Origin of the sequence: Aurantibacter crassamenti, assembly GCF_016811105.1 — a bacterium.
Classification (GTDB): domain Bacteria; phylum Bacteroidota; class Bacteroidia; order Flavobacteriales; family Flavobacteriaceae; genus Aurantibacter_A; species Aurantibacter_A crassamenti.
The window spans coordinates 2,761,550-2,774,069 of record NZ_JAFBGM010000001.1; the positions used below are offsets into that span (position 1 = coordinate 2,761,550).

Genomic DNA, 12,520 nt, shown 5'->3' on the forward strand with positions numbered 1-12,520 from the left:
AGGTTTTTTTAATTTCCTTCAAAAAATTCCATCGTTGCACTGGTGTCTGATGAAATTCCATCACTTTTAATTACTTTCAGTACAGTTAACCATAGAATCTTTAAATCTAGAATAAATGTACAATTCTCTACATACCAGACATCTAATTCAAATTTTTTATCCCATGAAATGGCATTACGCCCATTAACTTGTGCCCAACCCGTAATACCTGGGCGCACATTATGCCTGCGCTTTTGTGTCTCGTTATAAAGCGGCAAATATTTAACAAGCAATGGTCTTGGGCCGATAAGACTCATATCACCTTTTAAAACGTTTAATAACTGTGGTATTTCGTCTAAGGATGTTTTTCTGACCAGACTACCAACTTTGGTTAAGCGTTGCGCATCAGTTAAAAGTTCACCATGCTCATCTTTTTCATCGGTCATGGTTTTGAATTTAATAATCTTAAAGATTTTTTCGTTTTTACCCGGTCTTGGCTGTACAAAGAATGCTTTGCCTTTATTAGCAAAGGTTAATAATAGGAAACTTAATATAAAAATTGGGCTTGCTATAATGAGTATAGTAAGTGCTGCGATGAAATCAAGTAATCTTTTGAAAAAAGCTTTATACATTCTTATAGCAACTTTTATATTTAACTTCTTGTTTTGTACCAGTTATAAACTGTTGCAATACCTTCTTTTAGGTTGATATTATGCTTCCAACCTAAGGCATTCAATTTACTAACATCGGTTAGCTTTTTTAAGGTGCCATCTGGCTTATCTGAATTAAAAATAAACTTTCCGCCAAAACCAATCTCAGCTTTAATGCTCTCAGCTAATGCTGCAATTGAGATATCAGAGCCCGTACCAATATTTAAATGGGTATTTCTAATTTCTTTACTTTCTTTGGCAATTGTGTCTTTGAAATCAATTTTCTCCATTAAAAACACACATGCATCAGCCATGTCTTCAGACCAAAGGAATTCTCGCATCGGTTTACCCGTACCCCAAATTTCTACCTGAACCGAATTATCTTCTGATTTAGTAATCCCGTATTTAGCTAAAACGCCAAGTATTTCTTGTTTAGAATGATTTCCTGTAATTCCTTCAATCGGCATTTTATCAAGGTCTTCAGAAACACTTTTCCAATCATTTGCTTCAATGGCTTTACCCAAATGCACTTTTCTAATTAAGGCCGGAAGCACATGTGATTTTTCTAAATCAAAATTATCATTAGGTCCGTACAAATTAGTAGGCATTACTGAAATAAAATTGGTATCGTATTGCAAGTTATAACTCTCACACATTTTAATACCAGCAATTTTTGCAATAGCATACGGTTCATTGGTATATTCAAGAACATCAGTTAATAGATATTCTTCTTTCATGGGTTGCGGACAGTTCTTCGGATAAATACAGGTGCTACCTAAAAATAATAATTTCTTGACTTTATGCACATAACTTTGATGAATGACGTTGTTTTGAATCATTAAATTGGCATGCAAAAAATCAGCTCTATAGGTATTGTTAGCCACAATACCACCAACTTTAGCTGCTGCCAAAAAAACGTATTCTGGTTTTTCTTCATTAAAAAACTGACGTACCGCTTCAGAGTTGGTTAAATCTAACTCAGCATGTGTTCTCGTGATAAAGTTAGAATATCCTTTAGACTTTAGGTTTTTAAGAATGGCACTTCCAACCAATCCGCGGTGACCTGCAATGTAAATTTTAGAATCTTTATGCATACTTATTCAAAGTAATTTAAAGTGCGATAGCCTCCTTGTTGTAAATAACGGTCTTTCTTCATCAGTTTAACATCACTTTGCATCATGTCACTGACAAGGTCTTTTAATTCATATTCAGGTGTCCAGCCCAATTTGTTATTAGCTTTAGATGCGTCACCAATAAGAAGTTCAACCTCAGTAGGTCTAAAATATGCTGGATCTACTGCTAGCACTTCTTTACCAATTTCTATTTGATAATCAGGGTGTGAACATGTAGCAACATAAGCTTTCTCATCAACTCCTTCACCTTTGAATTCTAATTCAATTCCAACTTCAGCAAAACTCATTCGCACAAAATCACGCACAGGTGTTGTTTTACCGGTAGCAATAACCCAATCTTCAGCTTCGTCAGCTTGTAAAATCATCCACATCATACGAACATAATCTTTAGCATGACCCCAATCACGTTGTGCATCAAGATTACCAAGAAAAAATTTATCTTGAAGTCCTAGAGCAATTCTCGAAGTTGCTCTCGTAATTTTACGCGTAACAAAAGTTTCACCTCGAATAGGAGACTCGTGGTTGAAAAGAATACCATTGCAAGCATACATTCCATAAGCTTCACGATAATTTACAGTAATCCAATAGGCGTACATTTTTGCAACAGCATACGGACTTCTAGGGTAGAACGGTGTAGTTTCACTCTGTGGAACCTCTTGTACCTTACCATATAGTTCAGATGTTGAGGCTTGATAGATTCGTGTTTTCTCTGTAAGTCCTAATAACCGAACAGCATCTAATATTCTTAAAGTACCCAAACCATCAGCGTTTCCTGTATATTCTGGAATTTCAAAAGATACGTGAACGTGACTCATTGCCGCCAGATTGTAAATCTCATCTGGTTGAATTTCTTTTATTAACCTAATTAGGTTGGTACTATCGGTCATATCACCATAATGCAATATGAAATTACGATTTTCTATATGTGGATCTTGATATATATGGTCAATACGATCAGTATTAAACAAAGAAGATCTTCTTTTAAGACCATGAACTTGGTAACCTTTCTTTAATAAGAATTCGCTAAGATATGCTCCATCTTGACCTGTTACGCCCGTAATCAGTGCAACTTTTTTCATTTAATTTATCTTGAAGGGGGTTAATTTAATTTTTATATAGCGTACGGCTATAGGTAGATTTGAGATTGCAAATATCGTATTAAAGGGAACAAGGATAAAATAAAATGGAATAATTGTAGGAAATGGAGGATGAAGTGCACTCCATTAAGCGTATTTATTTTTCTATTAATAGCTAGTATAGTTGTAGTTTTCTCTTTAAAAGAATTGCTTAATTCATTTTGAATGCTTGTAACATCTTTTAAAATCTTTCAATTTTAAGAAAAAATCTGAATACCATGCCACTCTATTTTTATTTGAATTTATTGCAGAAAGGTAGGCTTGCTTATATTTCTCAAGTGCCTTGTCAATATTGAAATATTTATCGAAAAAGTCTTTAGACAAAATAGATACTTGATTATAATAGTTTGCATCAAGAATTAGATTTGCAACTAAATTTATATTCTTTTCTAGGTCATCTTGGCTGGCAATATTTCGCTCAGAAAAATTGGTAGCAAAAAAAGTTTGAAAATTCACTTCATTTACCAAAAGTGGTAATTTTGAATTAGTGGCAGGTGTTAATATGGGTAGACCTAATGAAGAGGCTTCCATTATACCTCGTCCCGTGGCAATCACCGCATCAGCAAGGTATAACATCTTTGATGCTTGTTGGGTGTATTTGTTGTCTGTAATAATAATAATGTCTGACCGATTAGAAATTTGATCCATAAGCTCATTATAGACTTCATAATCCTGTACTGTGCCAATTATATATAATTTTAGCTGAGCACCAGAGAGTTCTTTTAATGTTTCCAAAAGTAATATTGAATCTGTTATACTTTTAATATAAGCTGTACCAATTCTTGCAATGCGCATTAAGTTAAAAGAATCAGGTTCTTTTTTATATTCCGAGTTCTTTGTGGTAACTATGGCGGTCGTTCTATTTGGAATGAGAGAAATATTTGTATCCTTAAATTTTTCCTTATTAACAAACCATTCTCTATTCTCTTTGCTGAACAATACCAAATTATCTACGCGAGGGAAATCTATGGGGTTAGGGCCTCCACATTTGTTTACAATTAATTTAATATCATTTGAAACGAAAGGTCGCACAATATTATATGAAGTACTATCAAAAAAGTGAAGTATTGCCGGCTTAAAACTTGTTAAGACCCTTTTTATATCATTATTAAATTTAAGTAAGTTAATACCATTAAAAAAAATGTGCTCTTCAAAATTGGGATTGTTTTCAATAACTTCACTTTGTCCAGGGCCTACTGTAATAATGGAAATTTCCAGATTTGTACCAATTATTCTAGAGATGTGATCTAAAGAATGAAAATGCCCGCCTTTTCCATGGCCCATCACTGAAATTACAAATAGAATTCTCATATAATTCGTTGTTCAATTTCTAAATCTACACCAAAACTTTCCAGCACTTTTGATTTAACTTCTTTAATAATCTGTAGTATGTCATTGCCCGTTGCGTTGTCAAAATTCACAATAAAACCACCATGTTTTTCTGATATTTTTGCACCACCAATAGTATACCCCTTTAATTTAAGTTCATCCATAATTGCACCAACATAATATCCTTTTGGTCTTTTAAAAACACTGCCTGCATTTGGAAATTCTTTTGGTTGTTTGGCCCAGCGTTGTGACTTTATGGTTTCCATTTTATCTTTAATTGCATCTTTACTCCCAATCAATAGTTGTAGCCAAACTTTTAAAACAACCTTATCAGTATTTCTTTGAAAAAAACTATTACGGTATTCAAATCCCATTTCCTCTTTCCGAATCTCTTTAACCTTCATATCTACTAGGTCAAGATATCTTACCTTTACAAGTACATCCTTAATTTCCTCACCACTCGCACCTGCATTCATAACAACTGCTCCGCCTAAGGAACTGGGAATGTCATAAAAAATTTCTACTCCTGTTAAACCATTTTCTAGAGCTGATTTGCTAATTTCAAGCATGGTTATCCCAGCTTCTGCAACAATATCCCCTGTTTCAGCATTTATCTCTAAATCATCAAAATTACCATTGAAAATAAGAAAGTTAGTGTCATAATAATCTTTTGAAAGGATAATATTATGACCGCTGCCTAAAAGAATAAAGGGCTTTTTAGAGCTATAGAATTCGATGACATCTTCCTCATTTTCTGGAAAATAAGCAGTGCTACACCGAGCTTTTACACGATAAGAATTAAAGTTCGTCAAATCAAAATTAGAATGGACTTTCATATTAATTTTTAAATTTCCTTAATATTTGAAAAATAGGCTCAAAATCACCTTTCTTATATCGTAGAATAGTTTTTATTGGTATTTGCACTTCTTTACTGTAAAAATGTAAAAACAATATAGCAGCGATACTATAACTTACAGTCGATGCGAATGAAGCTCCCGCAGCTCCGTACTCTGGTATAAAAATTATATTCAGTATAATATTGATTAGCAATGAAGGCAACATGGCTTTCATCGAGATCCATGGTTTGCCCTTACCTGCCAAATCCATGTTCATTACTTTATACACCGTGAGTAATAATACACCTGGAATAAGTATATTAAGCACATTAATACTTCCACGAAAGGCTTCACCATAAAATTTAATAATAATAAATTCGGAAAAGAGTACTAAGAGAATAGAGCCTATTGCAATTACGGGTATAGATATTCGAAGCAATTGTGTTATTTTAAAAGAAAATTCTCGATCCTTTTTTGCCACAGCACTTCTAGCAAAAACTATCGTGCTAAATAACATCGGGATTTGCCATAAATATTGCGTAATGTTTGAACCCTTTGTGTAAATACCAGTTTCAAACGGCACACTTAGGTAATCTAATAATACAACATCGAGTTTGTAGTTTAAATTTATCACCAATAATGAAATGGCATATACCATACCAAGGCTTAGCATGCTTTTAATTATTTTCCAATCAAAACTTAAACTAAATGACTTAATAAATTTATTTTTAAAAAGTAATATTACAGATATAAACATAGGGCCACCAATCATTGCCGTCATATAACCGGGAATATCAAAGGAAAACCAAACAACAAAAATTAAGGTTAAGCTTAGCAAAATTAATGTGGGTATCCAGTTTATTTTATTGAAAATACTTATTTGATTTTTGCCCAAGAAAATCCCTGAATTATAGGTGTTAAACAATGAAAATGGTATTGGTACTAACGCCAGTATTACCAACAATAAATTTTCACCAGAATGACTTAAATACCGCATTAATAAGAAGCATACTATAAGACTAACTATAGAAGTCAAAAACCAAATTTGAGAAATAGCCGTTTTAATTTGAGATTCTGTAAATAGATTCTTTCCTAAAAAGTATGCTGTTGACTGTCTAATTCCTAATGAACCAATACTCATAAAAAGACCAGGGTACACAAGTAATGAAGCTATGATTCCATTTTTTTCAGGACCTAAATATCTTGCAGTAATTACAGAAGTTGCAAAGCCAAATGCGATTATCAAAATTTTAGATAATCCCATGCTTTTAATATCATTTAAAAATGAAGCCATAGAAATAAAAATATACTATATAACAACAGTGTTATAATTTACAATGACACCCCTAAGCACTTTAGCTTTTCGAACAAATATTCATATCCGCGGTGAATTTGCCATGAGTTCTCTATCACAGTATCACCTTCAGCCGTAAGCCCTGCTAGCAATAAAGCAATACCAGCCCTTAAATCTAATGCATTCACTGTTGCGCCTTTTAGCGAATTACCACCATTAATAACGAGCATATCACCATCAACACGATAGTCCATTCCCATTTTTGAAAGTTCCTGTGCATACCCATATCGCCCCGGGAAACGTAAGTCCACTATTTTTGAAATACCATTTGACATGGCGCCATAGACTGCAAACAAGGGTTGCATGTCAGAATTGATGCCGGGATAAGGGCCGGTGCTTATCTCAATCGGGTAAGCCTCGCCACCTTTTACAATTAAACTAGTCTCACCCCTATAATATTTCATACCGCTTTCTCTTAAATATACAAGCGGTACTTCTAAGTGTTCAAATGGAAAATTTTCAATTTCTACTTCACCTTTGGTAATTACCGCACCTATTGCCCATGTTAGAGCTTCCATATTATCAGGTATAACGCTGTGTTTCACGCCTTGTAATGTTTGAACACCTTCAACAACAATACATTTCTGTCCGTAAACTTTAATATTTGCCCCCATTTTATTGAGCATATCAATAAGGTCCATTATTTCAGGTCGAATATGTGGGTTCCAAATTGTTGATTCTCCTTCAGCCAAAGAGGCACAAATTATTGAATTTTCGGTAGCACCAGTTGAACGCATTGGCAAATGTATTTCGTTACCAATAAGTCTATCTTTTACCTCAGCACATAGATAATCTCCTTCTTCCCATACTCGTGCCCCTAAATTTTCAAGCAACATCACGTGTAAATCATACTTACGTTCACCAAGCTTACAACCTCCAGGTAATGGTACTCTCCCTCTTCCAAAACGTGCAGTAAGTGCTCCTAAAATTAATAGTGTATTACGTATTGATCTACCATCCCATTCTAGGGCAGTAACTCCTGACTCTGTTTCAGTAATGTATACATTATCACCTTCAGAAGTATATGCTTTTCCAAGAACATTTAACATTTCTAGATGTACCTGTACATCTAACAAACCATTTGGGAAATTATTTAGTTCTACGGTTTCGTTGGTCAATAAGGAAGCTGCTAATAATCGCAATGAACTATTTTTAGCACCGCTAACCTTTACGGTACCTTTCAGCGTACCTTTTTTAATGGTAATTGTTTTATTCTGATTCATTATTATAATTAAAGTTGTTCTTTTCTAATAGACTTTTTTATTGGTCGTAGTTGTATAAGTCAAACGGCAAAGCTCGGTAATTATTCTAATCTAGAGTTCATTGCGCTTTAAAAATCGACAAAATTTCAATTATTACTTTAAAAGCTCCTAAATACTAAAATTCCAAATTTTAGATTAATGATTTGTGTGTGATATTATTCCATAGTCGTAATAAAATCTAATATATCTTTTGCTCTTTTAGTAATATCAAATTTTTTAGAGTTTTCTAGCGCATATCTAGACATTTCTTCTGTTTTTTCAGGGTTACTAAGTATCGCTGATATTGCAATATTAATAGCTTCTTCATTTAGTGGGTCAACAAGTATTGAAAAAGAGTCATTACATTGTACTCTAATTTCAGGCAAATCCGAAGATACAATTGGAAGTCCACAGGCCATTGCTTCTACGATAGCATTAGAAGACCCTTCATGATGCGTAGGAAGCACAAACACATCAGCAGCTGAAAGTAGTTCGGGAACTACATTTGAGGCTACCTTATTTTTAAATACAATTTTTTCACTTTCGAGCTGTTGTTCACCGCTGCCAACTAAAATTAAACCTAAATTTTTAATATTTTCTGCTGCTGCTAGTAGTTTTAATGGACCTTTAGTTTCTACAAAACGTCCTACAAAAATGGCAAGTCGCTTATCTAGCGGTAAACCATGCTTTTTACGCATTTCAATTTTATCTTGTTTAAAAAACAAATTAAAGTCTACGCCATTAGGCTTCATACTTATTTTGTTTTCGTCAACACCAAGTGAAACTAATTTGTCAACTATCTGTGGAGAAACTGCTATGAATCCGGTTACTCTTGAAAGCATTTTAGCATAATAGTTCGTACTGTAATAAGCCCTTCTAACATCAATATTATTATATTCACCAACAGCTGCAAAAACTGGTTTGCCGTATGTGGAAGTTGCTTGTAGGGCTATAAATGTATTAGACAAAAAATGAGCATATACTATATCAAACTCAATTTTATATTCCTTTATTGTTCGTTCCACTGCCCAAACTTGGCCTTGCTCACCTATTCTGTAGGTGTTGAAACCGAAAATGTTTTTGGCAGAAGCAGATAGATATTTTGGGCGATACACGGTAGCTAATTCGTTGCCATATGATTTTTTAGTATTCTTTTTGGGGTTAAAGGAAATCCCTTCAGGTGAAATTACGGATACCTGATGTCCTAACTTTACGAATTGTTGAATCAATTTATAAACAAAAACACCTCTTGAAGGCATTGATTCGGACGGATAATTATTTGATATTACTAATATATTCATACCAGTTATTGTGTTTTTTTAGGATTAACTAGAAAAGTGGATCCGATTAAAATGGCAAAGAAAAACCAAAAATGAATACTTGTAATTCCACCACCAGCCTTCGCCATATTAAAAAGGATAACTACGAAAATCACTAAAAAAACGACGTTTCCATTTATTCTGAAATTTAATAGTAAATTCTTACCTAGACGAAAAAGAAAAATACCGAAGAAAGTAAGTCCTACAATTCCGGCCACCATTAAAATATATAAAAAGGTATTGTGTGGATCCATACGCCGACCAGAGTACTTGTACATTTCGGGTAGCGCACCGGGCAGACCAACACCCATGATTAAATTATTTTCTATAACCTTGGTTGCGCCTATCCATAATGCATTTCTTCCCGTATCTCCAGTTTCAATGGAATTCATTATTCGGTTTGCAAATGTAGTATTTGACCCAATAATAAAATTGAAAAGTAGTATAGAGAAAGCTAGGCCTATAATAGCAAACAGCCCCTTTTTTACAATACTTAGTTTCGTGTAAAAAACCAAAACCGCAAGACCAAGAAATACAGAAAGTAAAGCCCCCCTAGAGGCAGATAAAATTATCAAGTTTAATGACGAAAAAAGCACTAGAAAACCAAGTATCAGTTTCGCTTTGTTAAGTTTAGCATTAAACATTCGAGCTATTGAAATCAAAAAGGCAATTACTGCTTTTACTCCAATAGCATTTGGGTTTTCACCAAATAAAAGCAATCTACCACCTTCATATGTGGTGCCAATACCAAGAAGAACTAAAATGTACATTAGGGTAACACTAACTAAATAAGCATCTAAGACTTGTAGTACCAGTTTGTTTTCATTGTACAAATGATTTACAATTAATAACATTAAAATTATTAAAGTTACAAGTCTCTGATTGTATAAATCACTAAAGCTTTTAGCATACTCACTATGCATTGCGGTTGATAAAAAGCATGTTAACAAAAATAATACTAATGGAATTAAGTATGCTTTAAAAGCATTAGTCGTGAAATTTTTCTTTAACAACGGAATCCATGAAAAAATATATAAAATACTGGCCATATAAGTAACGGAAATAATACCAGCGGTACCTAAGGGGTCCCATTGCTCATAGGTAACCGAAAATATCAGTAAAAAAAGGCAGTACTTATTTAGATTCTTTAAGAATTTCATTCTTTTCAATTTTTCCTAAAATATCATCTATCATCCATTCTTCAAAAAGAACATTTTCTTCGTGCCAGTTCAAATCTGCATCCCAATATCCAGGATGATGATTTCTATTGGGCCCGGGGTTAAATGCAAAAGATAATTCAACAATTCTCGGTTTACCTTTAGAATCGTAGATGAAATCGTATGCAGAAGATTGTAAACCTAATTTGTCACTAACATCTAACGCAATTTTAATACAATTAACATCTACTTCATTCTTATCAAAATTTGCATTACCACTTCCAGATGCCCTAAAATCATCTTTTCTAACCATTCTTTTATGGGCAAATGCTCTCTGGCCCACTACAATTACTCTGAGGTCAAAGGTATTGCCAGGCATAAATTCTTGAAAATAAATATATCCTTTTTCATTGGTTGACATATTTTTAAAAGGTGTTCCGATAATTAATCTGACCACACCTTTAAGAACTCCTAAGAAGGACTCTTTACCAAGCTTATATTTTCTATACCTTTCCTTTAATATTGTTGACATATCAAGAGATGGAAATCCTTTTCCGAATGCCTTTCTGGTCAATTTTTTAGCATGTTCTTTACTCTTAGCTAATTGAACATTCTTAGATCCTGACCCCTTTCTTAATTTAAAAACTTTAGGGAAAGTAGTTTCTTCAATCCAGGCATAGGCACTTTTTTTATCATAGAAAACAAAGGTGTCTACTATAGGTGCGTTAATCGATTCCAAAAGATATTTTTGAGCTACTTTGTCATCATAGTGCCATGAAGTACGGTCATTAGGAAACACGCTAATATTTCGGTTCTCTAGAGCCTTAATAAGATATTTCGCAAAAATTTGATCCTTATAGTTGAAATGATTAACGTGCCATAACAAGCCTTTACAATCTTCTAATTGCTCTAAAATATCATTATCATAGCAGGATACTAGTTTATATGGTATACTTTTTTCTATGCAGTATTCTTTCCAGCGAATACAATAATTATTTCCAGTTTCATAATGTATGGCAATCATAAAGTCGATTTTTTGTCTTTTTCTAATGAATCTATTAAAATTTCACGATGTGTTTCACATTTGATTAAATTTGTAACAAATGTATAATGTTCCTTATTCGTAAGAAAACGAAATGGGATTATATTTCTTCCACTAAATTTTTGCAGCCATTTATTATTTATAAAAAGCTTGTTTTTATAGTACTTATGTTGGGTTTTGATATAGTTTTTCCAATGTTCAGACAATATAACTTCATCTGTAATAATGTCATTCAATTTATCAAGGTCATTTAAAAAATCATCTTTCTTTTTCCCCTGCATTACTTCAATCATAGGGCTTTCTTGATGTCCTTGAATATATGGTATTAATCTGAAATCTATAACATTTTCTTTGATGATTAGTTTAACAGCTAGTCCTTTGTTCCATAGTGGCTTTCGAGGGTTATTTGGCTTTTTAAATAGAAAATTACCAAGGCCATAAAATATCGGTGCTTGATTATAATTTTCATAACCACTTACGCAATGTGTGTGATGGGCAATTACGGCATCAGCCCCACAATCAACATAGAAACGTAAAGTTTTTTGGAAATTTGGACTTGGTAAGTTATAATGTTCACGGCCGCCGTGTACAATGACAATTACTTTATCGTTATTAATCTTTGCATTCTTAATATCATAGCTATTATTAATAGGATCCATTGGGTTGGCACCCCAATATTCACCCTGTGTGGTAGAAAATTCGTTTTCAGAAATATTTAGTATTGCTATTTTTTGATTATTTAGGTCAAAATTAAAAGCTTTTCTAGCATCGTTTAATGACTTGCCAACACCAACATAATTGATATTTAATTTATCACATTCGTTAGTAGTCTTTTTTAAACCTTCTTGCCCATAATCTAAAATATGATTATTGGCCATTGTGAGTAAATTAAATCCGGCCTTCTTAAGTGCGCTTAAAGATTTAGGTGAGGCTTTTAAAATCGGACCAGTTTTCAGTATGGTAGAACCAACATCAGTAGTCGGGCATTCCAAATTTGTTATTGAAAATGCACAATCTTGAATGATTGGTAGAAAATCACCAAATAATTGTTGAACTTCTCCTTGCTCAGCTAATTCCTCTACTTTTTGCGCCCCAAGGTAAATATCACCTGTGACTAAAATTTCATTCATGATTCCTTTATTTTGTGTAAGATATAGTTTGAAAAATAATTTTTATTTACCATAAAAGCATTAATACTGATTGAGTTCGTCTTTTTATGGCTCAAAACTAATCTATAAATAGTATCAACGTTGGAAAAAAAAACTTATTACCAATGAAATAAAGTATTTACGATTCACTTTTATTTGTGTGAAATTTATTGAGCCTAGCAACGTTGTATAATTA

11 protein-coding genes are annotated in these 12,520 nt (G+C 33.2%); all 11 read right to left on the reverse strand.

The genetic code is table 11. The features are described 5' to 3' along the window. Positions 1-8: 8 nt before the first annotated feature. The 11 genes from JQC67_RS11460 to JQC67_RS11510 all read right to left on the reverse strand — a co-directional run bounded on the left by JQC67_RS11460 (position 9) and on the right by JQC67_RS11510 (position 12,306). Positions 9-611: a sugar transferase gene (locus tag JQC67_RS11460; RefSeq protein WP_203252945.1), complete on the reverse strand. Its 603-nt coding sequence runs from the start codon at positions 609-611 to the stop codon at positions 9-11. 20 nt (positions 612-631) lie between these two features. After that, a complete protein-coding gene (locus tag JQC67_RS11465; RefSeq protein WP_203252946.1) occupies positions 632-1,723 on the reverse strand; it encodes a GDP-L-fucose synthase family protein in 1,092 nt (363 codons plus the stop codon). 2 nt (positions 1,724-1,725) lie between these two features. Then, positions 1,726-2,841 (reverse strand): GDP-mannose 4,6-dehydratase, encoded by a 1,116-nt coding sequence (gene gmd, locus JQC67_RS11470; protein ID WP_203252947.1) that lies wholly within the window; start codon positions 2,839-2,841, stop codon positions 1,726-1,728. A 213-nt stretch (positions 2,842-3,054) separates the two neighbouring features. After that, positions 3,055-4,209, reverse strand: a complete 1,155-nt coding sequence (locus JQC67_RS11475) for a glycosyltransferase family protein (RefSeq protein WP_203252948.1) — start codon at positions 4,207-4,209, stop codon at positions 3,055-3,057. Beyond that, complete coding sequence (gene murB, locus JQC67_RS11480; protein WP_203252949.1) at positions 4,206-5,063, reverse strand: UDP-N-acetylmuramate dehydrogenase; 858 nt, start codon at positions 5,061-5,063, stop codon at positions 4,206-4,208. Before murB ends, JQC67_RS11475 begins: the two co-directional genes overlap by 4 nt. Position 5,064: 1 nt before the next feature. Further along, positions 5,065-6,357, reverse strand: a complete 1,293-nt coding sequence (locus JQC67_RS11485; RefSeq protein ID WP_203252950.1) for an oligosaccharide flippase family protein — start codon at positions 6,355-6,357, stop codon at positions 5,065-5,067. Between the two features lie 38 nt (positions 6,358-6,395). Next, entirely contained in the window at positions 6,396-7,640 is a 1,245-nt protein-coding gene (locus JQC67_RS11490) for a UDP-N-acetylglucosamine 1-carboxyvinyltransferase (protein WP_203252951.1), read from the reverse strand. A 194-nt stretch (positions 7,641-7,834) separates the two neighbouring features. After that, positions 7,835-8,959 carry a glycosyltransferase family 4 protein gene (locus JQC67_RS11495; protein ID WP_203252952.1) on the reverse strand — a complete coding sequence of 375 codons (1,125 nt, stop codon included), beginning with the start codon at positions 8,957-8,959 and terminating at the stop codon, positions 7,835-7,837. A 5-nt stretch (positions 8,960-8,964) separates the two neighbouring features. Further along, the gene (locus tag JQC67_RS11500) at positions 8,965-10,137 is read right to left on the reverse strand and encodes an O-antigen ligase family protein (protein ID WP_203252953.1); all 1,173 of its coding nucleotides are present in this window, start codon (positions 10,135-10,137) and stop codon (positions 8,965-8,967) included. Continuing rightward, the gene (locus JQC67_RS11505; protein WP_203252954.1) at positions 10,112-11,158 is read right to left on the reverse strand and encodes an ATP-grasp domain-containing protein; all 1,047 of its coding nucleotides are present in this window, start codon (positions 11,156-11,158) and stop codon (positions 10,112-10,114) included. Before JQC67_RS11505 ends, JQC67_RS11500 begins: the two co-directional genes overlap by 26 nt. Further along, entirely contained in the window at positions 11,155-12,306 is a 1,152-nt protein-coding gene (locus tag JQC67_RS11510) for a CapA family protein (RefSeq protein WP_203252955.1), read from the reverse strand. The genes JQC67_RS11505 and JQC67_RS11510 overlap by 4 nt, the downstream gene beginning before the upstream one ends. Positions 12,307-12,520 lie beyond the last annotated feature (214 nt).